The 23,509-nt window shown below is 35.4% G+C and carries 23 protein-coding genes and 1 rRNA gene; 13 read left to right on the top strand and 11 right to left on the bottom strand.

Annotation, left to right across the window (positions count from 1 at the left end):
• Positions 1-452 precede the first annotated feature (452 nt).
• From rrf to sufR, 3 genes are all read right to left on the bottom strand, one after another.
• Positions 453-569 (bottom strand): 5S ribosomal RNA (gene rrf / locus F6K54_RS17955).
• Between the two features lie 279 nt (positions 570-848).
• A complete protein-coding gene (locus F6K54_RS17950; RefSeq protein WP_293079963.1) occupies positions 849-1,286 on the bottom strand; it encodes a hypothetical protein in 438 nt (145 codons plus the stop codon).
• A 423-nt stretch (positions 1,287-1,709) separates the two neighbouring features.
• Positions 1,710-2,471, bottom strand: a complete 762-nt coding sequence (sufR, locus tag F6K54_RS17945; RefSeq protein WP_293079960.1) for an iron-sulfur cluster biosynthesis transcriptional regulator SufR — start codon at positions 2,469-2,471, stop codon at positions 1,710-1,712.
• Between the two features lie 343 nt (positions 2,472-2,814).
• Here sufR and sufB point away from each other — a divergent pair, with 343 nt between their 5' ends.
• The 4 genes from sufB to sufD all read left to right on the top strand — a co-directional run bounded on the left by sufB (position 2,815) and on the right by sufD (position 7,515).
• The gene (gene sufB, locus F6K54_RS17940) at positions 2,815-4,251 is read left to right on the top strand and encodes a Fe-S cluster assembly protein SufB (RefSeq protein WP_293079959.1); all 1,437 of its coding nucleotides are present in this window, start codon (positions 2,815-2,817) and stop codon (positions 4,249-4,251) included.
• A gap of 541 nt (positions 4,252-4,792) precedes the next feature.
• Entirely contained in the window at positions 4,793-5,149 is a 357-nt protein-coding gene (locus F6K54_RS17935) for a four helix bundle protein (protein ID WP_293079956.1), read from the top strand.
• 47 nt (positions 5,150-5,196) lie between these two features.
• Positions 5,197-5,988, top strand: a complete 792-nt coding sequence (sufC, locus tag F6K54_RS17930) for a Fe-S cluster assembly ATPase SufC (protein WP_293079955.1) — start codon at positions 5,197-5,199, stop codon at positions 5,986-5,988.
• A 165-nt stretch (positions 5,989-6,153) separates the two neighbouring features.
• Positions 6,154-7,515 carry a Fe-S cluster assembly protein SufD gene (sufD, locus tag F6K54_RS17925; protein ID WP_293079953.1) on the top strand — a complete coding sequence of 454 codons (1,362 nt, stop codon included), beginning with the start codon at positions 6,154-6,156 and terminating at the stop codon, positions 7,513-7,515.
• Positions 7,516-7,955: 440 nt separating this feature from the next.
• Here sufD and F6K54_RS17920 read toward each other — a convergent pair whose 3' ends face one another.
• The 6 genes from F6K54_RS17920 to F6K54_RS17895 form a co-directional block, all read right to left on the bottom strand.
• Positions 7,956-8,090 carry a hypothetical protein gene (locus F6K54_RS17920; RefSeq protein ID WP_293079952.1) on the bottom strand — a complete coding sequence of 45 codons (135 nt, stop codon included), beginning with the start codon at positions 8,088-8,090 and terminating at the stop codon, positions 7,956-7,958.
• A 4-nt stretch (positions 8,091-8,094) separates the two neighbouring features.
• The gene (locus F6K54_RS17915; RefSeq protein WP_293079950.1) at positions 8,095-8,229 is read right to left on the bottom strand and encodes a hypothetical protein; all 135 of its coding nucleotides are present in this window, start codon (positions 8,227-8,229) and stop codon (positions 8,095-8,097) included.
• Between the two features lie 4 nt (positions 8,230-8,233).
• The gene (locus F6K54_RS17910; RefSeq protein ID WP_293079949.1) at positions 8,234-8,368 is read right to left on the bottom strand and encodes a hypothetical protein; all 135 of its coding nucleotides are present in this window, start codon (positions 8,366-8,368) and stop codon (positions 8,234-8,236) included.
• Positions 8,369-8,791: 423 nt separating this feature from the next.
• Positions 8,792-8,926, bottom strand: a complete 135-nt coding sequence (locus F6K54_RS17905; RefSeq protein ID WP_293079947.1) for a hypothetical protein — start codon at positions 8,924-8,926, stop codon at positions 8,792-8,794.
• Between the two features lie 4 nt (positions 8,927-8,930).
• On the bottom strand, positions 8,931-9,065 hold the full coding sequence (locus F6K54_RS17900) for a hypothetical protein (RefSeq protein ID WP_293079946.1): 135 nt from the start codon (positions 9,063-9,065) through the stop codon (positions 8,931-8,933).
• A 4-nt stretch (positions 9,066-9,069) separates the two neighbouring features.
• On the bottom strand, positions 9,070-9,204 hold the full coding sequence (locus F6K54_RS17895; protein WP_293079944.1) for a hypothetical protein: 135 nt from the start codon (positions 9,202-9,204) through the stop codon (positions 9,070-9,072).
• Positions 9,205-9,454: 250 nt separating this feature from the next.
• Between F6K54_RS17895 and F6K54_RS17890 the strand changes: the two genes are divergently transcribed.
• The 3 genes from F6K54_RS17890 to F6K54_RS17880 all read left to right on the top strand — a co-directional run bounded on the left by F6K54_RS17890 (position 9,455) and on the right by F6K54_RS17880 (position 11,694).
• The gene (locus F6K54_RS17890; protein ID WP_293079942.1) at positions 9,455-10,717 is read left to right on the top strand and encodes a SufS family cysteine desulfurase; all 1,263 of its coding nucleotides are present in this window, start codon (positions 9,455-9,457) and stop codon (positions 10,715-10,717) included.
• Positions 10,718-11,178: 461 nt separating this feature from the next.
• Entirely contained in the window at positions 11,179-11,556 is a 378-nt protein-coding gene (locus tag F6K54_RS17885) for a DUF4177 domain-containing protein (protein ID WP_293079941.1), read from the top strand.
• A complete protein-coding gene (locus F6K54_RS17880) occupies positions 11,557-11,694 on the top strand; it encodes a hypothetical protein (protein WP_293079940.1) in 138 nt (45 codons plus the stop codon). It begins immediately after the preceding gene.
• Positions 11,695-11,846: 152 nt separating this feature from the next.
• Here F6K54_RS17880 and F6K54_RS17875 read toward each other — a convergent pair whose 3' ends face one another.
• Positions 11,847-12,320, bottom strand: coding sequence for a hypothetical protein (locus F6K54_RS17875; RefSeq protein ID WP_293079939.1), 474 nt, complete (start codon positions 12,318-12,320; stop codon positions 11,847-11,849).
• A gap of 507 nt (positions 12,321-12,827) precedes the next feature.
• Here F6K54_RS17875 and F6K54_RS17870 point away from each other — a divergent pair.
• The 4 genes from F6K54_RS17870 to F6K54_RS17855 all read left to right on the top strand — a co-directional run bounded on the left by F6K54_RS17870 (position 12,828) and on the right by F6K54_RS17855 (position 17,354).
• A complete protein-coding gene (locus F6K54_RS17870) occupies positions 12,828-14,003 on the top strand; it encodes a DNA cytosine methyltransferase (RefSeq protein WP_293079936.1) in 1,176 nt (391 codons plus the stop codon).
• An 18-nt stretch (positions 14,004-14,021) separates the two neighbouring features.
• Positions 14,022-14,681, top strand: a complete 660-nt coding sequence (locus F6K54_RS17865) for a restriction endonuclease (protein WP_293079934.1) — start codon at positions 14,022-14,024, stop codon at positions 14,679-14,681.
• 341 nt (positions 14,682-15,022) lie between these two features.
• The gene (locus F6K54_RS17860; protein WP_293079931.1) at positions 15,023-16,306 is read left to right on the top strand and encodes a hypothetical protein; all 1,284 of its coding nucleotides are present in this window, start codon (positions 15,023-15,025) and stop codon (positions 16,304-16,306) included.
• Positions 16,307-16,748: 442 nt separating this feature from the next.
• On the top strand, positions 16,749-17,354 hold the full coding sequence (locus tag F6K54_RS17855) for a class II aldolase/adducin family protein (protein ID WP_293079929.1): 606 nt from the start codon (positions 16,749-16,751) through the stop codon (positions 17,352-17,354).
• 655 nt (positions 17,355-18,009) lie between these two features.
• Here F6K54_RS17855 and F6K54_RS17850 read toward each other — a convergent pair.
• Positions 18,010-18,843 carry a DUF4114 domain-containing protein gene (locus F6K54_RS17850; protein ID WP_293079927.1) on the bottom strand — a complete coding sequence of 278 codons (834 nt, stop codon included), beginning with the start codon at positions 18,841-18,843 and terminating at the stop codon, positions 18,010-18,012.
• 1,460 nt (positions 18,844-20,303) lie between these two features.
• On the opposite strand from F6K54_RS17850, the gene F6K54_RS17845 reads away from it, so the two are divergent.
• Together F6K54_RS17845 and F6K54_RS17840 are read left to right on the top strand one after the other, a co-directional pair.
• Positions 20,304-21,653, top strand: a complete 1,350-nt coding sequence (locus F6K54_RS17845; RefSeq protein WP_293079924.1) for an AAA-like domain-containing protein — start codon at positions 20,304-20,306, stop codon at positions 21,651-21,653.
• Entirely contained in the window at positions 21,650-23,368 is a 1,719-nt protein-coding gene (locus tag F6K54_RS17840) for an AAA-like domain-containing protein (protein ID WP_293079922.1), read from the top strand. The genes F6K54_RS17845 and F6K54_RS17840 overlap by 4 nt, the downstream gene beginning before the upstream one ends.
• Positions 23,369-23,509 lie beyond the last annotated feature (141 nt).

Below are 23,509 nucleotides of genomic sequence, written 5' to 3'. Positions count from 1 at the left end.
AGTATTATAAGAATTCGGTAGCTTAGTAAGTATTTATACTGTACGAATTATCTTTATTTAACTTTCTCATTTGACCAATACAATTTTTTTCTGACTTTTGACTTTTGACTTTTGACTTTTGACTTATTTTCAACTCTATTAACCTAAAAGCTGGTACTTTTTCCAGACCTAAAATTGCTCAAACCCACATTCAGCACGTCAAGTTGTAACACTAGAGTATTATAAGAATTCGGTAGCTTAGTAAGTATTTATACTGTACGAATTATCTTTATTTAACTTTCTCATTTGACCAATACAATTTTTTTCTGACTTTTGACTTTTGACTTTTGACTTTTGACTTATATTTCTCTGCTACATTATTGTTGTACGAAATGTAGGCAGCAAACTCTAAATAAATTCACTAAAAAACAAAGGCTCCCTCGTATCGCTGAGAGAACCTTTGTTTATATTTAACCTGGCATCGCGCTATTTTACCGGGCGGCTACCCACCAAGTATCTTCGCCACCGTAGCGTTTAACTTCCGAGTTCGGGATGGATCGGAGTGGGTCCACTACGTCATAGACACCAGGAAAAGCTAATAATTATATTGTTTAATTATTTTTACCTTTAACCACTTAAGGTATTGGGCGCTTTTTTTTCCTTACATTTATTACTATAAATATCTTTTTCAGAAATGTCAACCCCCTAAGGAAATTTTTTTTAATCTCTGAATTTTCGGCCAAGGGAAGTAGGGAAGCAGGTCAGATTTGACACGGAGACGCGGTGACACGGGGACGCGGAGATTGGATAATTGAGTAATTCATTCAATCTACTCGCTCTATTCATGATTAGAAAACCCCCGCGTCCATCTATGAACTGCAATCCCCTTCTCCGTGTCTCCCCCTCTCCGCGTCTCCGTGTCTTCCTCGCTCCCCTACTCCCTTACTCCCTTCTTTCTCATACCACTTAACCACCTGTTGGACTGTCAAATTTTGAAGGGGTACGCCAAATTCTTGAGAAGCCTGCTTTAAAGGACGTAACGAGGAGATGACTAACCTAGTAAAAAAGCTCTCAAAGTTAGCATCTACATCTAAATGTTCCTTAATATTCTCGTCCTTTTGAATCCAAGTAGTTATTTGCTCTGAAGGTATTTCTTCTGGAGCTAAACCCGTTTCCTCTGCTATTTGTCTCAGACACCTCAATGAATAAATGGCCAGTCGTGTTGAAAACTTGTCTTTGGAAGTTAGGAGCGCCCCATCAACTTGAGCAGATTCCTCCGCTGTTAAAAATTCCATAGATTGTTGCATATTAATTTTTGATTTTATATTTTTTGATTAAGGATAAAAGGGGAGTGGCGAGTTTTTGAGGACATGGAGAGGGGGAGACACGGAGACGCGGAGATAGGGTCTCACCTTGTCTCCACGTCCCCGCGTCCCCGTTTCCTCATAGGGAGTGGGGGAGTAGAGATTGAAGTAATTATAGAATTGTCAACACATATCATATTTATATAACAGGATTCTATCTCAGAATTAGGCACTCATTTTTATAGCGGGGTCGTGGAACAGTGAAATTTACCAAAATTTGCCGATTTTGAGCGCCAATAAGCGTCTTTGCTCTGACTAAAATGGTGAAAAATCAAATTTTAATCATAAATTAAAAGCCTCCATCCCCGTGTCTCCGTGTCTCCGCGTCTCCGCGTCCCCGTGTCTATGGAGAATGAAACAGCCCTGCTATTCCCTGTTCCCTGTTCCCTGTTCCCTGTTCCCTCTCTTAGTTATTAAATAACCACAACGATGTTCTCCATTAACAATCCAATGAGTTCTCTCCACAGTACAATCAGGCAGTACAGCACCAAACATCTCTAACTCATGGCCACAAACACTGGGGAAAGATTCGGCCACACTGGAGATAGCACAGTTGTGCTCCATAAATATGTAGCTTTCAACGGCCAACTGTGGTCCTCTTATTTCTGCTGAGGAAGCTGAATCACTTCTGACTTTTGAATTCTGAATTTTGAGTGGTTGATTATCCACTTCCTGAGATTCTACAGGATACCACTCTGCCATGAAACCCTCTGCTTTGCGGAGTTCTACTAAATGGGCTACGCGTTCCTGCACTTTTCCTGTCCCTAATAGTTGGCGATAGTGCACTGCTTTACGCTGCCATTGTTTATGGAATACTTGGCTGAGTTGGTCCTGGCCAATAGTTTCGGCTAAGGTGTCCAGGAAGGAAACGGCAAATTCATCATAATTATGGGGAAAGCGATCGCGTCCTTGAGTTGTTAGTTGATAAATGTGTTGTGGCCTTCCCATCCCGGTTTGTACCGACTTATATATAATAAGTCCTTCTGTTTCTAAGTCTTTTAAATGGCGACGTATAGCTTGGGGGCTAATTTCTAAAGATTCTGCCAACTCTAAAGCGGTGGCTTGAGTTCGCTTCATTAAATGTTGTAGGATTTCTTGCTTGGTCGAATTTTGTTGAGTAATTTCCATTTTGTTAAAAAAAATACTAAAATTGGACTTTGACAATATCATTGTTGTTAATGTAACCTAAAATAGACTTAAGCAACAAATAAGTTGTTTAAGTGGCTGCTAAAGGCCATCTAAATTCTTTAATAATTTAGAATTTAGAATTTAGAATTTAGAATTACCTCTTCTTATAAATTAAGAGGATTTGATCAAAGGATTTTTTTCTTCTCTTGGTTTCATGGATATGGCGCAGGTTTTCTCGCCATCCCACCCTACGGGAAGCTGCGCTAACGACCGCTTTTTTCTCCATGAATGGAGAGGCTTCATACCTGAATTTTTCGGTAAATATAACTAGGAAATAGATACAATGACTGCTAAAGTAACAACCTTAGTTAATCAACCTTATAAATATGGCTTCGTTACTGATATCGAATCAGAAACTATTCCTCGTGGACTGAGCGAAGATGTAGTTCGTCTGATATCTGCTAAAAAAAATGAGCCAGAGTTTATGCTCAACTTTCGTCTGAAAGCATATCGGAAGTGGCTACAAATGAAGGAACCAGTTTGGGCGCAGGTTGACTATCCACAAATAGATTATCAGAATATTATTTACTATTCTGCGCCAAAAGTTCAAGATAAGAAGAAAAGTCTGGATGAAGTAGATCCTACTTTGTTAGATACTTTTGAGAAACTTGGCATTCCCCTTTCGGAGCAGAAGCGTTTGAGTAATGTTGCGGTTGATGCTGTATTTGATAGTGTTTCTGTTGCGACTACTTTTAAGGAGAAACTTGCTGAGGAGGGTGTTATTTTTTGTTCTATTTCTGAAGCGGTGCAGGAATATCCAGAGTTGGTGGAAAAATATCTTGGTAGTGTTGTACCTGTAGGGGATAATTTTTTTACTGCTCTTAATTCTGCTGTATTTAGTGATGGCTCTTTTGTGTTTATTCCTAAAGGTGTAAAATGTCCGATGGATCTTTCTACTTACTTCAGAATTAATAACGGAGATGCTGGTCAATTTGAGCGTACTTTAATTGTAGCGGAGGAGGGTAGTTCGGTAACATATTTGGAAGGTTGTACTGCTCCAATGTTTGATACTAACCAACTTCACGCTGCTGTAGTTGAACTTGTTACTCTTGATAATGCTGAGATTAAATATTCTACGGTGCAAAACTGGTTTGCTGGTGATGAAAATGGTAAGGGTGGTATTTATAATTTTGTGACTAAGCGTGGTTTGTGCAAGGGAGTAAATTCTAAAATTTCTTGGACGCAGGTAGAAACTGGTTCTGCTATTACTTGGAAATATCCTAGTTGTGTTTTGGTGGGAGACAACTCTGTGGGAGAGTTTTATTCTGTTGCTCTGACTAATAATAAGCAGCAAGCAGATACAGGTACGAAAATGGTACATATTGGCAAAAATACTCGCAGTACAATTATTTCTAAGGGTATTTCTGCTGGAAACTCTGCTAATAGTTACCGTGGTTTGGTGAAAATGGGTTCTGGTGCTAAGGGATCGCGGAATTATTCTCAGTGTGACTCAATGTTAATTGGCGATCGCGCTCAAGCAAATACTTTTCCCTATATTCAAGTAGATAATAATACTGCTAAGGTTGAGCATGAAGCTTCTACTTCTAAAATTGGTGAAGACCAACTTTTCTATTTTACTCAACGGGGTATTTCTGCTGAAGATGCGGTGTCTATGATTATTAGTGGTTTTTGTAAGGATGTTTTTAATGAGTTGCCTATGGAATTTGCTGTTGAAGCTGACAAATTATTGAGTTTAAAGTTGGAAGGCACAGTAGGGTAATTAATAATTAATAATTAATAATTAATAATTAATAATTAATAATTAAGAGAGTGTTTGTAAACCAAAGATTAAGACATCTAGAGTGCTTAATATTGGTCGGTTACGGCGGACAGTTAAGATTTTGGTGAGTCAACATAAGTATTGTCGCCTAACCTACCCTATGACTGGATTTAATATTCCTTTTACAAACAGTCTCTAAGAGCTGATTTGTAAACTGAATTGAAACTCATTTCTACTATGGGTTTGGGGATAATTAATAATTAATAATTAATAATTAATAATTAATAATTAAGAGCTGATTTGTAAATTGAGTTGAAACTCATTTGTACTATGGGTTTGGGGATAATTAATAATTAATAATTAAGAGCTGATTTGTAAATTGAGTTGAAACTCATTTGTACTATGGGTTTGGGGATAATTAATAATGCCCAGGGGGCTTAGATAGTTTTGAACTCTTAAACTGTAAAGAATTTATCCTCTTAATATTTACTTGATAAATCAGCTCTAATAATTATTAATGGATAATTAGTAATTGGTAATTATGAAAAATAATGTAGTCAAAGAAAAATCATTTGCATTTGCACTACGAATTGTTAAATTGTCACAATACCTTAATCAAGAGAAACAGGAGTATGTTTTATCAAAGCAATTACTTCGTAGTGGTACAGCAATTGGTGCTTTGGTGCGTGAAGCTGAATATGCTGAAAGTCCTGCCGATTTTGTACATAAAAAGGCTGTTGCTCTAAAAGAAGCCAATGAAACCTTGTATTGGTTAGAGCTATTACATCACGCAAATTACATTGATGTTAGAGGGTTTAATTCAATTAATGAAGACTGTATAGAACTATTAAAACTCCTAACTGCTATTGTAAAATCGACTAAATCAAATAATTATTAATTGTTAATTATTAATTATCCATTTCATAACTGTTGAGAGGTGTAAACATGATTAAAGAAAATAGTGAAGTTATTTTATCTGTTAAAAATTTAACGGCTAATGTAGAAGGAAAAGAAATTCTCAAAGGCTTAAATTTAGAAATAAAAGCTGGAGAAATTCATGCTATTATGGGTCCGAATGGGTCCGGAAAAAGTACTTTTTCTAAAGTATTAGCAGGTCATCCAGCTTACGAAGTTACAGGGGGAGAAATTACTTTTTTAGGCAAAAATTTATTAGAAATGGAGCCTGAAGAACGTTCATTAAATGGTATTTTCTTAGCATTTCAATATCCCCTAGAAATTTCTGGAGTTAGCAATTTAGACTTTTTACGAGTTGCTTATAATACCAAACGTAAACATCAGGGATTAGAAGAATTAGATGCTTTTGATTTTGACGATCTAGTGCAGGATAAATTAGATATTGTCAAGATGAAACCAGAGTTTTTAGACCGGAGTGTAAATGAAGGTTTTTCTGGTGGAGAAAAAAAGCGAAATGAAATTTTACAAATGGCATTGTTAGAGCCAAAATTAGCAATTTTAGATGAGACTGACTCAGGGTTAGATATTGATGCTTTGAGAATAGTAGCAAATGGAGTAAATCAATTAGCAAATGAGTCAAATTCTCTGTTAGTAATTACTCACTACCAACGTTTATTAAACTATATTGTGCCAGACTTTGTTCATGTGACCGAAGGTGGTAGAATTATTAAAACTGGTACAAAAGAACTAGCATTAGAATTAGAAGAAAAAGGTTACGATGATGTGGTTGAAGAAGCAAAAGCTTATATAATTAATAATTAATAATTAATAATTAATAATTAACTATTACCTCTTCTTTAGAGGCTTAAGGAAAATTTGGTCTTCTCTTATTCTAATGGATATGGCGAGGAAATATCGCTATCCCTGGACCGCTTTTTCTCCTTTAAAGGATAGGCTTTTTTAAACCTTAATTATTCGGTAAAAAATATGCAAGTGTCCGTAAAACCAGAGATATCTTATTTAGATAAGTTACTGAAAGAATGTTGTAAAGGAGTATCTCCAACTGTACCGCCAGAATTTCCTCTAGATGGAAATATGGCAAGTTGGTTACAGCAAGTACGCGATCGCGCCGGAACCTGGGTGCGTGAGTTGGCCTTTCCGACAAAGCAAGATGAAGAATGGCGGTTTGCTGACTTATCTGTAATGATGAAGTTAGATTTTCAAGCACCTGCACCAGTAAATTTGGATGCTTTGAATATTGCTCCATTTATTTTGCCGGAAGCAATAGGCAGTCGGTTGGTATTTGTGAATGGGGTATTTGCACCAAAGTTATCATCAGTCGAAGCTTTGACAGATAGAGTGTTTGTGGGAAATTTGGGGCAGTTACCTCCCGAATATCAAAACCGCATCGGAGATTATTTGGGGCAACAACAGGGGAGCAAGGAAGTATTTACATCCCTAAATACTGCTGGTTTAACTGATGCAGCAGTGGTATGGTTGCCAAAAAATCAAGTTGTAGAAAAACCAATACATCTATTATTTATTGTGACTCAGACCGAAATTCCGATTTTGACTCAGCGTCGTTGTTTAATAGTAGCGGAACGTAGCAGTAGTGCGAAAATAATTGAGCATTGTGTTACAGCAGAAGTTATTTGTCCAGAAGCACCTAGTTCTCAACCCTATCTGACAAATACAGTTACAGAAATATGGGTAGAGGAAAATGCGGAAATTAATCATAGCAGGGTGCAGCGAGATGCAGGTGCAGCATTTCATATTGGCAAAACAGCGATCGCTCAAGCTAAGAATAGTCGCTATACTTGCAATGCTATCCATTTAGGAGGAAGGTTATCTCGTCATAACTTGGAAGTTTCTCAAATGGGAGAGGGTACAGAAACTAATCTTTACGGTTTGGCATTTATTGGCAACGAGCAAGAAGCGGATACTCACAGTGCTATTATTTTGAATCATCCCAATGGTGTGACTGATCAAGTTTATAAGTGTATTGTTGATGACAAAGCACATTCTATATTTAATGGCAAAGTCTATGTTTCTCAAGATGCACAGTTGACTAATGCAGCTCAGTTAAATCGTAATTTGTTACTTTCTTCTGGTGGGAGAGTTGATACAAAACCGCAGTTAGAAATTATTGCTGATAATGTTCAATGTTCCCATGGTGCAACTGTTAGTCAGTTGGATGATGATGAGGTATTTTATTTACAAAGTCGAGGTTTGAATGAAGAAGTAAGTCGTAACTTATTAATTGATGCTTTTGCGGCAGAAGTTCTTAACAAGTTGCCCCTACCTTCTTTGCAAAATATTTTAAAACAATGTGTTGCTTGTAAAGTATAAAAGAAGGAGTCAGGAGTCAGGAGTCAGGAGTCAGAATATGATCAAAACAATCTAGTAATATCATGTCTGTTTAAATAGTTAAACTTTGGAGGAAGGAAGAAGGAAGGAGGAAGAAGGTTGGTTTACAGAACTTTTGAGGAAGTTTGAGGTAAAGTTTAATACTAATCTCTATTCCATATTCCCTAAATTTGTCAAACTTTGTACTTCATCAACTCCAAAAGTGCTGTAAAAGTTGATTTAGACTTATGTAATGGAAAAAAATAATATTGGAAAATTGACAAGAATATTTCTAGTCAATATCTAATCTAATAGATGAGAAAAATCATTAAAAGTAGACCTTTGATTTTTCAACGGGGTAAAATATCTAAATAATTGGATAATTTTCCCTTTTTGTCTTTTGCCATAGCGTGAAAATTACCAGGAATATTTCTAGTTAACATCTAATAGACGATAAACATCAGCAAAAGTAGACCTTTGATTTTTCCACTGGGCAAAATATCTAAATAATTGGATAATTTTCCCTTTTTGTCTTTTGCCATAGCGTGAAAATTACCAGGAATATTTCTAGTAAACATCTATCTAATAGATGAGGAAAATCAGCAAAAGTAGACCTTTGATTTTTCCACTGGGCAAAATATCTAAATAATTGGATAATTTTCCCTTTTTGTCTTTTGCCATAGCGTGAAAATTACCAGGAAGATTTCTAGTAAACATCTATCTAATAGATGAGGAAAATCAGCAAAAGTAGACCTTTGATTTTTCCACTGGGCAAAATATCTAAATAATTGGATAATTTTCCCTTTTTGTCTTTTGCCATAGCGTGAAAATTGCCAGGAATATTTCTAGTCAACATCTATCTAATAGATGAGAAAAATCATTAAAAGTAGACCTTTGATTTTTCCACTGGGCAAAATATCTAAAAAAGAAGGAAGAAGGTAGGAGGAAGAAGGTAGGTTTACAGAACTTTTGAGGAAGGGTGAGGTAGAGTTTAATACTAATCTCTATTCCCTATTCCCTAAATTTGTCAAACTTTGTACTTCATCAACTCCAAAAGTGCTGTAAAAGTTGATTTAGACTTATGTCATGGAAAAAAATAATATTGGAAAATTGACAGGAATATTTCTAGTCAACATCTATCTAATAGATGAGGAAAATTAGTAAAAGTAGACCTTTGATTTTTCAACGGGGTAAAATATCTAAATAATTTGATAATTTTCCCTTTTTGTCTTTTGCCATAGCGTGAAAATTACCAGGAATATTTCTAGTCAACATCTATCTAATAGATGAGGAACATCAGCAAAAGTAGACCTTTGATTTTTCCACTGGGCAAAATATCTAAATAATTGGATAATTTTCCCTTTTTGTCTTTTGCCATAGTGTGAAAATTGCCAGGAATATTTCTAGTAAACATCTATCTAATAGATGAGGAACATCAGCAAAAGTAGACCTTTGATTTTTCCACTGGGCAAAATATCTAAAGCATTTGATAATTTTCCCTTTTTATCTTTTGCCATAGTGTGAAAATTACCAGGAAGATTTCTAGTAAACATCTATCTAATAGATGAGGAAAATCAGCAAAAGTAGACCTTTGATTTTTCCACTGGGCAAAATATCTAAATAATTGGATAATTTTCCCTTTTTGTCTTTTGCCATAGTGTGAAAATTGCCAGGAGTATTTTTAGTAAACATCTATCTAATAGATGAGGAAAATAAGCAAAAGTAGACCTTTGATTTTTAAGCTGGGCAAAATATCTAAAGCATTTGAGAATTTTCCCTTTTTGTCTTTTGCCATAGCGTGAAAATTGACAGAAATATTATTAGTCAAAATCTAGTAGATGAGAAACATCAAGATAAAGTAGACCTTTGATTTTTCAATTCTTCCTACTTCAAGTCAACTGACTTAAAATTAGTTAAAGTAAAATCTTACTTACAAAGAAAAATGACTATTATTCAAGAAAAAATATTAGGTGAAAAAGTACGGGAAGATTTTCCGATTTTAAATCAGGAAATAAATGGTAAACCACTGGTTTATTTAGATAATGCTGCTACTTCCCAAAAACCCCTAGCAGTTATTAATGCTTGGCAAGAATATTACCTCAAATATAATTCTAATGTGCATCGTGGTATTCACACCTTAAGCTCAAAAGCAACAGATGCTTATGAAGGAACAAGAGATAAAGTAGCTGCTTTTGTAAATGCAGCATCTCGGAATGAAATTGTTTATACTCGAAATGCTAGTGAAGCAATTAATTTAGTTGCCTATTCTTGGGGTTTAAATAATCTCAAAGCAGGAGATGAAATTATTGTCTCAGTTATGGAACATCATAGTAATTTTGTTCCCTGGCAAATGATTGCTCAAAAAACTGGAGCAGTTTTAAAATTTGTAGAGCTAACCAAGACTGGAGAATTTAATTTTGAACAATATAAAACTCTATTTTCATACAAAACAAAATTAGTAGCATTTGCCCATATTTCTAATGTTTTAGGTTGTCAAAACCCAGTGCAAGAAATCTGCACCATCGCTCATCAATATGGAGCTAAAGTATTAATAGATGCTTGTCAAAGTGTTCCTCATATCGCAGTAAATGTACGGGAAATAGATTGTGATTGGTTAGTAGCTTCCGGTCATAAAATGTGCGCTCCTACTGGTATTGGTTTTCTCTATGGAAAATTAGAATTATTAGAGGAAATGCCTCCATTCTTAGGAGGAGGCGAAATGATTTCCGAAGTATTTTTTGACCATTCCACCTATGCAGAATTACCCCATAAATTTGAAGCAGGAACACCAGCTATTGGAGAAGCGATCGCTCTTGGTGCAGCAGTAGATTATCTGACAAATATAGGTATGGAAAAAATCCATAATTATGAAGCAGAATTAACTACTTATTTATTTGAAAGATTGAACCAAATTCCTGAAGTTACTATTTATGGACCTCAACCAAATACGGATGGTGAAAGTAGAGCAGCATTAGCATCTTTTACAGTAGAAAATATTCATCCCAATGATTTATCAACAATGTTAGATGAAGCAGGTGTAGCAATTCGTTCTGGTCATCATTGTGCCCAACCTTTACATAAATATTTGAATATTTCATCCACCGCTAGAGCAAGTTTATCTTTTTATAATACTCGTGATGATATTGATGCTTTTATTGTTGCTTTGAAAGAAACAATAGAATTTTTTGGTAATATTATGGGATAAGAGAGGAGTCATTTCAGTTATCAGTTATCAGTTATCAGTTAGCCTCCTATCGGAGGAACTGCGTTAACAGTGCCTCTAGTTAAAGTCAGAGGTTTGAAATATTGAACTTGATTTTTTTTCATCCCTTATAGAGCAGTAGCTCGCGGTGTAGCTAAGGGGAAGCTTGAGACCTTATTTTTTGGTCAGGAGTCAGGAGGGAAAAAGAGGTGGTTTTAGGATATAAGGAGAAGAAAGTTTTTTTATCACGCTCTTATCTGGACATGATATAATTGAGTATAAAAAAATGGGTAATCTTACAACAGTAATACTATTGATTAAACTGAGGAAAAATTACTTCAGCTCCAATTAAAAGAACGAGGATGTATTTTGGTTTCTTTTGTACTCAGAGTTTTTTCCACTCCTCTACTGCCCTACTCCCCTACTCTTTCTTCCTTCTTCCTTCTTCAACTGAGAGAAATTATATGAGAGACTGGAATCTAAATAAACTTATAGTTATTAATTTAATTGTTTTGAATATTGCGATTATTTTTCTAGCGGTGGCGTTAATTTTTTCACCTAATAAAACTTTGGCAACTTCTATTCCTGAAACTACACCTAAAATAGAACAAAAAATTGAGGCGATCGAGTCAGAAAGGTTAAGTCAAGGTAGAGGTAGGAAATATGAATATAAGGTTGAATATCAATTTGGTTTTCCTCAAAGTAATGAAGAAAGAGACCGCTATATAGAAGCTTTAAATGATGCGGGTAAAGATGGATGGGAATTAACTCAAACTGATGTGGTTTTTAATCCTTCTAGTGGCAGAGGATTATATATTCTGATATTTAAAAAAGATAAATAGTTGAAGAAGGAAGAAGGAAGAAGTAAGAAGGAAGAAGGAAGAAAAGAAGAAGGAAGAAAAGAAGAAGGAAGAAGGAAGAAGGAAGAGGGAAGGAATGATTATTTAGGGTTTGCTGAAAAAGTCTTTTTTAAGGAGTAGGGGACCCACCCCTAACCCCTCCCTATTCCCTATTCCCTATTCCCTATTCCCTATTCCCTATTCCCTATTCCCTATTCCCTATTCCCTATTCCCTATTCCCTATTCCCTAAAAGCGATAAGTTTTTGGCTTTATTCTTGCATTGAGATGCACCCTATTTTTGTGCTGTCACTTCAATAATTTCTGTATCCATAATCATCTTATTGTTACTGACTAAATCTTCGTGTTTATTCGTATTTAGAGTAACAGTTATTTTATTGCTGCCTGGGTCTAAATTTCGTATATAATACCAATTGCTATAAATTCTAGTTATTTTTTTGTCGTTGATATATAAATGAGCATGACCTTCATTAGGATTACTACTTTGATTTACTGTTTCTGGGGCAAACTTAAAGTTAGTTAGCTTCAACTCTAAATTCCATCCTTTCATAGTATCCTTATAAGCAACTAAATCAACTTCAGGAACTGGTTTATCTGTGGGAATTTCTATTTTTTTATGACTGTCGTTTATACCTCCATTAGACTTATCAACAATTAGATCATTACTAGAAGAATGAACTGTTTTAGCAATTCCTAATCCCGCAGTTACAATTAATATGATTGATGTGAGTTTTAGTAGTTTTTTCATCCTTGTTTTTCCTTTATTTTATAATTTTTAATTTTTTTATGATGGGTAAGGATACTTAAAATGTCAAAAGACAAGCTGTCATACTGTAAGCATTCAGCCATCAGCTATCAGCTATTGCTTTTAGTTAGTGATAAAAGCTTTGTAAGCATTTCCTCCGGAATGCTGCGCAAACAGCCGTCAGCTATCAGCTATCAGCTATTGATTTATTACTTTTTGAATAGGAATTAGTATTGATAGATTTAAGGAGAATTAAAAGTATTGAAAAAAACTGACCTTGACTATGGAGACTGTATATTCATTATTTATGAAACATCTAAAAGTTGAGTGCTAATAGCTGAATGGTTACAAAGCTTTATTAATTGAGAAGCGAAAAATCTTACTACAAAAGTCAGCTCTAAAGTCTATATTCATTTAAACCCAAGCTTTTAGCGTGCTGAAAGCTGAGTGCTGTTTGCGGAGCATTCCGGTACGGAAAATGCTGATAGCTATTTAAAAGGAGATAATAAATTGAATAATATTAACAAACTCAAAGCCATAGAATTATTTTCTGGAATTGGTGGATTTTGTTTAGGAATGGAAGCTGCAAATATTGAAACTATTTGGGCTAATGATATTAACGAACTTTGTTGTCAGGTTTATCAAAGTAATTTTGGTAGTGACTCAATAGTATTAGGTGATATTAATAAAATTCAGATATCAAAAATTCCCGAACATGATATTTTAACTGCTGGTTTTCCCTGTCAACCATTTAGTCAAGCTGGCAAAAAAATGGGAATTAGAGATAAAGTTAGAGGAACACTTTTTGAGCGGATTATTGAAATTATTCAAGCAAAACAGCCACAATATTTTTTATTAGAAAATGTCAAAAGAATCTTGACAATGGAAAAGGGGTATCATTTCCGAATAATTTTAAATGCTCTAGCTGCCTTAGATTATTTTATTGAGTGGCGAATTATTAATCCAATCAATTTTGGTATTCCCCAAAATAGAGACAGAATTTTTATTTTTGGCACTAGAATAAAATCAACACAAAAAATACTCAATTTAGAAAAACTTTCTGTATTTTTAACAGAGAACGATATTGACAGTTTACCCTGGAATAAAAATAGCGATATAGAAACATCTATGCAGCCTATTCTTCATGGTAATAGCAAAACTTATCACTGGGGTATTGCGTATAAAAATAAATTTTATAGTCAATCTTTACCTTTAATGCCTGACATCAAACCCAGAAAAAAACTCAAAGATATTCTGCAACATAAGTCAGAAATAAATACACAATTTGATTTTACTTCTGAAACTATTGAAAGAATCAAACAGAGCAAAACTATCAATAGATATTGCAACGGTGTCGAAATATTATATAACCAGGGTGGAGGAGCGCGTCTTGGCTATACTATCTTCGGTATTAATGGGGTTACTTCCACATTAACTGCCTCTACTTCTAGACATTATGAAAGATATCAAGTTGGTGATAAATTTCGCCGTTTAACTAATGTAGAATATGCTCGTTTAATGGGATTTCCTGATACTTGGTGTCGAGTTGCTAAAATTTATAATCAATATGCTTTATACGGTAATTCAGTTGTGCCAGATTGTGTAAAATGGATCTGCGAAAGAATAGGCAAACAAAACTTTAAATTTAACCATCGGACTTGGCAACAATTAACATTATTTAGTTAATTCAATAATAATAAATATATGAAAGAACTGACACTATCATTATTTAAAACTGAGGCAGCAATTTTTGTTAGAGAGTTAACTGCTAGACGAATTTTTGATTTGTACGGTATTACGGATGGTAAAGCAATAGGAACTTATGTAGAACAAGCATTCAATCAATATTTAATATCCAAATATTTATATACTCCAGGGAGTGCAGCTAGTGGTATAGATTTTCCAGAATTAGAAGTAGATTTGAAGGTGACATCTATTCGACAACCACAATCATCTTGTCCGTTTAGAGATGCTAGTCAAAAAGTTTATGGATTAGGCTATCATCTACTTGTCTTTGTGTATGAAAAAATAGATAATCAAGAATTACGAGCAGCAAGTTTAAATTTTAAAAGCGCGATATTTGTAGCCAAAGAAAAAACAGGAGATTATCAAACTACACGAGGTTTACTAGAAATTATCAGTCGTAATGGTAATCAAGATGATGTAATAGGGTTTTTAGAAGACCGTAATCTTCCTTTAGATGAAATAGGACGGGAAATTTTGGCTGAAAGAATAATAAAAGAACCTCCAAAACAGGGTTATATTACTATCTCTAATGCTTTGCAATGGAGATTACAATATAGAAGAATTATTGAACAAGCAGAAATTGGAAACATAGCTGGAGTGGAAAATATTCTAGGTTAAAATATCTGTCAAATATAGTAAAAGGAAAAAGGAAGAAGGAAAAAGGAAGAAGGAAGAATAAAAAATATTACGTTGTCTGAGTTTTATGCTTTTAATATGTCCTAACTTTTCCTTTAGCTGAATGCTTACCTCAAAATTGTTAATTTGTAAATATCTATAAAGGTGTAAAAATGAAACAAAATAGAATTTACTGAATTTTTCCAAACAACTCATAAACAGAGGAAAATATCCACAAAAATTATTCAATTATTGCTAACTAAAAAGCAAGAAAATACCAAAACTTGCCAAATAAAAATAGTTGTGCATTAATAACTAAGATATCCCGAATAAATAGATGACTTATGCTAGAAATTATTGACTTATTTGATGAAAATCTTTATCTAGATGTTAACCCCGAAATTGCAGAAGCAGTAAATAATGGCATTGTACAAAGCGGCTTCGACCACTTTATTCGCTTCGGTCAATTTGAAGGACGAGACCCCAGTATTTTTTTTGATACTAACTTTTATTTAACCAATAATCCAGATGTTGCTGCCTTAGTCCAACAAAATTCAATTACTCCCATTCAACATTTTATTCAAGTTGGTCAATTTGAAAATCGCGACCCTAATTCTCAATTTAATACCGATATTTATCTTCAAACAAATCCAGATGTTGCTGATGCAATACAACAAAATTTATTAACTTCCATCGAACATTTCGTTAATTTTGGTATTGCTGAAAATAGATTATTTTCCCAAAATTTTATCGGCACAATATTTGATGTAGTTGTTACAAGCGCAGCTAATAATGGTAATGATGCAGCCATTCGTTTTGATGGTTTAACTGGTCGATTAATTGGTGAATTTCCTAATGGTGGAGGATTAACTGACCCCAGGGATATTGTACAAGAAATTGATGGTTCTAATACTGTTTTAATTAATGGTGGAAATGACAATGTTTTACGCTTCGATGCCACTACAGGAAACTTCATCGAAACATTTACTGAATTTCCCGAATTAAATGGTGGTGGTGCCGTTTTTGGACCAGATAATAATTATTATGTAGGGGCGCGATCGCTAGGCTCAATTGTACGTTTCAACGGTCAAACTGGAGATTTTATTGATGAGTTTATTCCCTCAGAATTAGTAGATTTTCCCAGAGGTTTTGTATTTGGTTCCGATGGCAATTTTTACTTAGGAAATGGTGCCGATCCAGCAACAGGTGGTGGCGGTGGTACAGTCATTCAATATGATGGTCTCACAGGTCAAGTATTGAATCCTAATTTTGTTAATGATCCTGAATTAAGTCCTCTAGATGTGATTAATGGTTTGGATGGCAATATCTATGTCAGCAGTGAATTTCCTTTTGGTCAGGATGATTCCGTAGCTACTGTTCGCGTGTATGATGTTGAGACAGGAGGGTTGTTAGATGTACTTGATGCTGGCGTAGATGCAGAGGGAGTGCCAATATTGGATGCTCCAAGGGGATTAGGTTTTGGACCTGATGGTAATCTCTATGCTAGTAGCACTGGTACTGGTAGTGTAGTTCGTTTTGATGGTGCAACAGGTGACTTGATAGATGTATTTATTGAGTTTCCTCAGTTAAATGGTCAAGCATTAAATTTCGTTCCTGCCGAAAATTAAGCCTAATTAATTAGTTATGACACAGTAGACCTCTCCAGAAAAGAGGGAACAGGGAACAGGGAACCCACCCCTAACCCCTCCCAGGAGGGGAATAATTGATAATTTATGGATAATAATTGATTCTATTTTTGATTTTTGGAGATGTCTATTGATGAATAAGAGTGGGATAATGGATTTTATTTTTTATAGCGCTACAAGAGGGTGCATCTCATAGCAAGCAAAAATACTTTTTTCCTATATATTCACTGTTCCCTAAAGCAATAAATTTTTGACTTTATTCAAAATTGAGATGCACCCCTACAAGAATTGGTTAGGACATTTTTCAATCCTAAAACCCTTTTGCAGTTTGCTATTCCCTATTCCCTATTCCCTGTTCCCTGTTCCCTGGAGCGTAGCGTTATATGATCGGAGATGTCTACTGTTATTTCTCACTATTAAATTTATGGTTAAATTTATGGTTATGGATGAGGGAGTAATTAAATATCAATGTCATTGGGTTAAAGAGGAACCTGTGGCAAGCGATAGCATTACTGATTTAATGAAAAAGCGAGATTTTATGTACTCGTTAGGATTAATTGGTGTTTATGAAAATGGCATTGGTTTCGGTAATGTCAGTCAGAGAATAAATGACTCAAATCAGTTTATTATTACTGGCACTCAAACTGCCCATTTAGAAATTTTAGGACCAGAATTTTACACGGTAGTTACTGATTTTAATATTGAGGAAAATAGCCTAACTTGTTGCGGACCTGTTAAAGCTTCTTCTGAATCTTTAACTCATGCTGCTATCTATTATTATCAACCGGAAATTATGGGTATTATTCATATTCATAATTCTCGGCTTTGGCAAGAACTTATGTATAAAGTTCCTACTTCTAATCAAGAAGTACCTTATGGTACTCCACAAATGGCAAAAGAAATATTTCGTTTGTTTGATGAAGAGAAGTTAGGAGTAGAAAAAATATTAGTAATGGCAGGTCACGAAGATGGGATAATTTCTTTTGGGAAAAATTTAGATGAAGCTGCTAATATTTTGTTGAATTTGTAGTGTTGCAGAAGGAAGAAGGAAGTTCATTAATTGATAATTGATAATTGATAATTACCTCTGGTTAAAACCGTTACGGAATTGAATATAAGGAAATATTATCAGGACTTACGCAGAACCGCCATATTTAGTAGGGGCGAATGGCATTCCCCCCCCCACAGACAGCGCATTGTCTAAGAATTTGCGTAAGTCCTGATTATTTCTTCTCTGAGAAAATAAAGTTCAATATTTCAAGCCTCTGACTTTCCTAAGTCATGCTGTGCAAACAGGTAGAGGTAATGATAACTGATACAGCGGGTTCCACCTTGGTGAGGTACACCCCGAAGCGAGCAAGATGCTCGCACTGGGAACATTTAATTTCTCATATCTGTACTTCATATACTTGGAATTTGCTGTAACTGATAACTGAAATAACTCCTGAAGACTTAATTAGGGTTTGCTGAATAAAGCTAAAAGTCAGGATAGCTAAAGTAATTGAGCTTTTTCTATTCAGTTTATCTCCTGGTTATTCGCTCTTATTGGCATCAATTTACCGACTTTTTCTGCTGAAATGCAAGAAAATTTCTTCATATGAAATGGTCGAAACCGTTGCCTGTTCCTCCACAAATCGACCTGTCTCCGTGTCCTACCCCCACCAACCAATTTTTTTCAGCAGACCCTAATCACCTTTTCGACGGGCGATCGCTCCTAAGCCGAATGTACCCAGAAGTGCAAAAGTTATGACAGAAGTAGGCTCAGGCACAACTTCTGTTTGAAAAGTATATTGAGCTGTTGCACCAGATTGGTCTGCCACAGTAACGCTAGATGTATAAACTCCTTGTCCTCCATAATTCCAGGCTCCTTTACCTTCTGCTCCCTCGAAATCAATTTCACCATCTCCATTAAAATCCCAGGAAAATACTAGATCGTAAGGATTTTCAAAATCAAAAGCTGAAGCCGAAAAGTCAAACTTTTCTCCGCTTTTGACTACAATTTTTGATTGAACTTGGGTAAGTTTAGGGGCTAAATTAATACCAGAAAACGTAAAAGTGTGGTCATCAAAATCCCTGTCTCCGCCACCGAATTTATCTTCAAAACCAACTCTGGCAACACCAGGACTTAAATAGGTAACTTTAGCATGGGCGATGCCATCGGGATTGCGGCTAGCTTCACCTGTGTAATACCAATGGCCAGTATCGAAAACTTGCAATCCAAAAAGGAGTTCTGCTCCTGGTGAGATGGCACCTAAATTTACAATTTTTCCGGTTTCTCGGTTTGAGGCAATGGGTATGCTATGGGGCGAAGTCAGCCACAGGTGGCTATCAAAACCAGCATGTGCAGGTAAAACGGATACGGTTACATCACTGCCACTAGCATAGAGGCGTGTGCCCAATTGGGGATAACTGGGGGATGCTTGATAGAGGATGGCTGCTTGAGTGACACTAGCAAAGGAAGCAACGGATAATAAGGAGGCAATGGTACTAGCAATTGGTAAATTGAAGAAAAGTTTCATAGTTTTTTCCCGATACGATTAATTAATGGAACTTGAAATTAGAGGTTGTATTATTGCGATATAGGCAATAAAAGAGAACGACTATGTTAACTACGGTGTTTATATCTGAAAAAAGCGATCGCTCTTTTCTATCGACTAAGGTCTGAAATACATTTGTCTTACATTGTATTATTGCGACATACGCAATAAAAGAGAAGCAAGATGTGAACTCGGAAGTCGATATCTTAAAAATAGCGATCGCTCTTTTCTATCAACTAACGTCTGAAATACATTTGTCTTACACTGTATTATTGCGACATACGCAATAAAAGAGAAGCAAGATGTGAACTCGGAAGTCGATATCTTAAAAATAGCGATCGCTCTTTTTTATCAACTAACGTCTGAAATACATTTGTCTTACATTGTATTATTGCGACATACGCAATAAAAGAGAAGCAAGATGTGAACTCGGAAGTCGATATCTTAAAAATAGCGATCGCTCTTTTTTATCAACTAACGTCTGAAATACATTTGTTTTATATTGTATTATTGCGTATGTCGCAATAAAAGAGAAGCAAGATGTGAACTCGGAAGTCGATATCTCAAAAATAGCGATCGCTCTTTTTTATCAACAGCCCCGGAAACACATTTGTCTTATATTGTATTATTGCGATATACGCAATAAAAGAGAAGAAGTTATATCATGTCCGGTAGCATCGGAGCGTGTATAAAATAAAGGTGACACTCTTGAGAAAACCTTCTGCCTCCTGCCTCCTGCCTCCTGCCTTCGGACCACCAAAGTCTAATTATTCAACCGGACATGATATTAGTAGTTCTGTAGGTTGGGTTAAGCGATAGCGCAACCCAACACAAAAATTGTATCTGTTATTAAATTTCCTCCCTTGGAAATACGCAAAATAAAAAGCGTATCTCGCCACCCAATAAAAACCTCATTGACATTAAATATCTCTAGAAAAGAGGGAGTAGTAGGGACGTTGCATGCAACGTCCCTACAGAATAGGGGAAAAAATTGCTGAATAAGAGTGGGCGAATGCCATTCGCCCCTACAGATGGTGGTTCTGCGTAAGTCCTGTTTTATTTACCGAAAAATTAAGGTAAAAATCCTCTCCTTTAAAGGAGAAACAAGCGGTCGAGGGATGGCGAGGTCTCCTCGCCATATCCAATCGACCAAGAGAGAAAATATTTTCCTTTTATTCAATCCTCTTCCTTTTAGGGAGAGGTAATTATCAATTATCAATTATCCATCGGTAAAAATACGGTTATTGCTTACAAATAAGATTATAAAACAGGCAAATCAAAAAGTTGTCGAAAATCGACAGTGAAAATCGACAAATTCTTCAAAAATCTCAAAAGCAGTCATAGCAATACATTCAGGATAAATTTAGTTAAAAACGAAAAGAATTTTTTGCCACGTTGTCGATTATCGACAGCATTAATTATGAGGGTGGTACAATAATGAAATGAAAGTAAGAAGACCTAGTTATGTCCTGACGACAACAGGACAAAAGAAAATTTACCGGAAATTTCCTCAAGGATATAATTGCAGTCAAATTGCCAGAGAAGCTTTGATGCATCGCACTACTGTGGCAAGAATTATGCAAAAAAATCAAGGGGTGAATTTTAGTAACCTGGAAAAAATTTTTAACTGTCTTAATTTAGATTTAGAAGAAACAGATTATGAGGAAATACAAAATCTTGAAGAAGGAAGAGAGAAAAAGTGGATGGGGACTCAAACCCCAACGAATTCTCAACACCTTGTAGATGGCGGGGTATTAAACCCAAAAGAAAAAGATAAATTAACAAAATATGTTGAACGCCCGTTAATAGAACAACGGGTTTACAGAAGTCTGTTATTTACTGACTGTATTCTCAGAATAAAAGCACCTAAAAACATGGGAAAAACTATGTTGATAGACCAGGTGTTGGAGCAGTTAAAAGCAAAGGAAAATTACCGCATTGTATCTATTAGTTTTCGGGACGCAGACAATAGCCATTTATCTGAATTGAATAAATTATTGTGCTGGTTATATACCAATGTCAGCGATGGACTAAAGGATAAATTAAAATTCCTTCATCAATTAAGTGAGTGGGATAATTCGACTAAAATTTTCGGGAGTAAAAAGACTTGTACTAATTACTTTGAACAATATGTATTGCGGAAAATAAACCAGCCATTGGTTTTATGTTTAGATAATTTAGAGTTACTTTTTCTCAACGAAAATATTTGTCAAGAATTTTTAGGGATGCTCCGTTCCTGGAATGATAAATCTAGTAGAAATTCTCCCTGGCAAAAATTACGATTAGTTCTATCTTATGCTCCTAATACTGATATTAAAATCAATCCAAATCAATCGCCTTTTAATATAGGTACGGTGATTGAGTTACCAGAGTTTACTGTCGAACAAGTTCAACAATTCGCTGAAATTTATCAACTTAATTGGGATGATTTTCAAGTCAGGGAACTAATGAATATGGTGGGAGGTCATCCTTATTTATTGGAGTTGACTTTTCGTAGTCTTCAAACTTTTAATGACATGACTTTAGAGGAAGTTTTAGAAACTGCTCCTACAAAAGATGGTATTTATCATAGTCCTCATTTACAAGAATATTTGGCAATTTTAAAGCAGCATTTAGATTTAGCTAAAGTTTTTCTGAGTATTATTAAGGGCGAGTATTTAGGGGAGATGGAAAGTCATGGTATTAAAACACTTATGAATTTAGGATTAGTTAAATATCAGGATGGCAAAGTATTAGTTAGGTGCGAACTTTATCGGTTATATTTTGAAAATTATTTAGGAGATGTCTCATGAGCGTAAGTTCTGAATCTAATTTTAATTATAAGGTGGGAGGTAGTCTGGATTTTAATTACCCTAATTATATAGAGCGATCAGCAGATATAGATATTTACAAGGCTCTGGAAAAAGGAGAATATTGTTATGTTTTTAATGGGCGACAAACGGGCAAATCAAGTTTACGAATTAGGACTGCGGAACGACTGAAAAAAGCAGAATTTGCTTGTGTGGAAATAGACTTGATGGCAATTGTGAGTGAGGGTAGTAATGTCGGACAAATCTATGCTGGGATTGTGCAAGAAATAGCTAGTGGTTTGCTACTGGAGGTTGACTGTTTAAGTTGGTGGTTAGAAAGGGAAAATTTGGAACCTCAAGAACGTTTGATTGAGTTTATTGAACAAGTAGTTTTTACTGAGGTTGACAAAAATATTGTAATTTTTATTGATGAAGTAGATTGTTTGCGGATGTCTCATTTATCTCTGGAAGCTTTTCTGGGTTTGATTCAAATTTTTTATCAGAAACGAAAAAATAATCCAGCATATAAACGTTTAATTTTTGCTTTGTTTGGTGTGGTAGAAATTTCCGATTTTTCTCATACTATTATTGGTAATAGAATTGAGTTGGAAGGTTTTGAAATTTCAGCAGCTTTACCTTTAGCAGAAGGATTATTAGAAAAAGTAGACCGCCGTCAAGAGGTTCTCAAAGAAATAATTTATTGGACGGGAGGACAACCATTTTTAACACAAAAATTATGTCAATTAGTTTTAACATCTCCCACTAAAATTCCCACAGGTTCAGAAAAACAGGAGGTGGCAAAATTGGTATTATCAAATATTATTGACAACTGGGAATTTCACGACGAACCACAACATTTAAAGACAATCAGCAACCGCCTACTGAATAGCAAAAATTCTACCGACAAATTATTAAGGCTATATCAGAAAATTTTACAAAGGGGCAAAATATCTGTAAAAAATAATCCCCTACAAACAGAATTACAGTTAGCAGGCTTAGTGAGGAAAGAGCAAGGAAAAATCAAAATTTATAATCCCATCTATGCTCAAATTTTTAACCAAAGTTGGGTAGAAAAAGTCTTAGCAGAAAAATATCCTATCAAAATAAACGATCATATTCGATGGGTAAGTTTATTATTGCTATCTTTAGCAAGTTTCCGTTTACTATTTCCCCAACTTTCTGTGGAACTAAACGAGTTTGGAACTAAGAACTATTTGACTGCCCAATATCAACTTGCTCGGTTTTACTTCCAATGTGCTTTACTCTTGAAACCAAATTACAAAAAAGCACACTATAACCTGGGTTCAACTTATGAAAAACTGCAGCAATTTGAGAAAGCACGGAATGAGTACAATATTGCCGAGGGAATTTCAGAAGCTTATAGCAACCTAGCTCGACTTTGTATCCAAGACAAGAAATATTCGGAAGCTATTAACCTACTCGAAAAAGGCTTGCAGAAAAAAAAAGCTAAAACCGATCCACTCCTTCGCTATGCTTTGCTCAAAAATATGGGTTGGGTATTGTTGGAACAACAGCGTTATCCAGAAGCAGAAAGTTACTTGAGTGAGGCTATTAAGTTGATGGATACTCGAGCGATCGCTTATAAGTTACTGGCACGGTTACTGGAAGCTAAGGGAGATCGGGAAAAGGCACGAACTATCTGGCAAAAATTTCGGCAGTATGCTCTCAATGAGTCAAGACAAGAATATGAGTATTAGACATCGGAGGTGGAGATGGGGGGATGGGGAGATGGGGAGATGGGGAGATGGGGAGGTAGGGAGATGGGGAGGTAGGGAGATGGGGGATGGGGAGATGGGGAGATGGGTAGATGGGGAGATGGGGAGATGGGTAGATGGGGG

Source organism: Okeania sp. SIO3B5, assembly GCF_010692555.1.
Lineage (GTDB): Bacteria > Cyanobacteriota > Cyanobacteriia > Cyanobacteriales > Microcoleaceae > Okeania.
This window is presented reverse-complemented; position numbering and strand designations above follow the sequence as displayed.

Coding starts and splice junctions, on each gene's coding strand:
- F6K54_RS17860 (WP_293079931.1), top strand. CDS start 15,023: ATGCTAGAAATTATTGACTTATTTGATGAAAATCTTTATCTAGATGTT.
- F6K54_RS17890 (WP_293079942.1), top strand. CDS start 9,455: ATGACTATTATTCAAGAAAAAATATTAGGTGAAAAAGTACGGGAAGAT.
- F6K54_RS17845 (WP_293079924.1), top strand. CDS start 20,304: ATGAAAGTAAGAAGACCTAGTTATGTCCTGACGACAACAGGACAAAAG.
- F6K54_RS17895 (WP_293079944.1), bottom strand. CDS start 9,204: ATGTTTACTAAAAATACTCCTGGCAATTTTCACACTATGGCAAAAGAC.
- sufB (WP_293079959.1), top strand. CDS start 2,815: ATGACTGCTAAAGTAACAACCTTAGTTAATCAACCTTATAAATATGGC.
- F6K54_RS17950 (WP_293079963.1), bottom strand. CDS start 1,286: ATGCAACAATCTATGGAATTTTTAACAGCGGAGGAATCTGCTCAAGTT.
- F6K54_RS17910 (WP_293079949.1), bottom strand. CDS start 8,368: ATGTTGACTAGAAATATTCCTGGCAATTTTCACGCTATGGCAAAAGAC.
- F6K54_RS17915 (WP_293079950.1), bottom strand. CDS start 8,229: ATGTTTACTAGAAATCTTCCTGGTAATTTTCACGCTATGGCAAAAGAC.
- F6K54_RS17850 (WP_293079927.1), bottom strand. CDS start 18,843: ATGAAACTTTTCTTCAATTTACCAATTGCTAGTACCATTGCCTCCTTA.
- F6K54_RS17935 (WP_293079956.1), top strand. CDS start 4,793: ATGAAAAATAATGTAGTCAAAGAAAAATCATTTGCATTTGCACTACGA.
- F6K54_RS17920 (WP_293079952.1), bottom strand. CDS start 8,090: ATGTTTACTAGAAATATTCCTGGTAATTTTCACGCTATGGCAAAAGAC.
- sufC (WP_293079955.1), top strand. CDS start 5,197: ATGATTAAAGAAAATAGTGAAGTTATTTTATCTGTTAAAAATTTAACG.
- F6K54_RS17875 (WP_293079939.1), bottom strand. CDS start 12,320: ATGAAAAAACTACTAAAACTCACATCAATCATATTAATTGTAACTGCG.
- F6K54_RS17865 (WP_293079934.1), top strand. CDS start 14,022: ATGAAAGAACTGACACTATCATTATTTAAAACTGAGGCAGCAATTTTT.
- F6K54_RS17840 (WP_293079922.1), top strand. CDS start 21,650: ATGAGCGTAAGTTCTGAATCTAATTTTAATTATAAGGTGGGAGGTAGT.
- F6K54_RS17885 (WP_293079941.1), top strand. CDS start 11,179: ATGAGAGACTGGAATCTAAATAAACTTATAGTTATTAATTTAATTGTT.
- F6K54_RS17900 (WP_293079946.1), bottom strand. CDS start 9,065: ATGTTTACTAGAAATCTTCCTGGTAATTTTCACACTATGGCAAAAGAT.
- F6K54_RS17855 (WP_293079929.1), top strand. CDS start 16,749: ATGGTTAAATTTATGGTTATGGATGAGGGAGTAATTAAATATCAATGT.
- sufD (WP_293079953.1), top strand. CDS start 6,154: ATGCAAGTGTCCGTAAAACCAGAGATATCTTATTTAGATAAGTTACTG.
- F6K54_RS17905 (WP_293079947.1), bottom strand. CDS start 8,926: ATGTTTACTAGAAATATTCCTGGCAATTTTCACACTATGGCAAAAGAC.
- sufR (WP_293079960.1), bottom strand. CDS start 2,471: ATGGAAATTACTCAACAAAATTCGACCAAGCAAGAAATCCTACAACAT.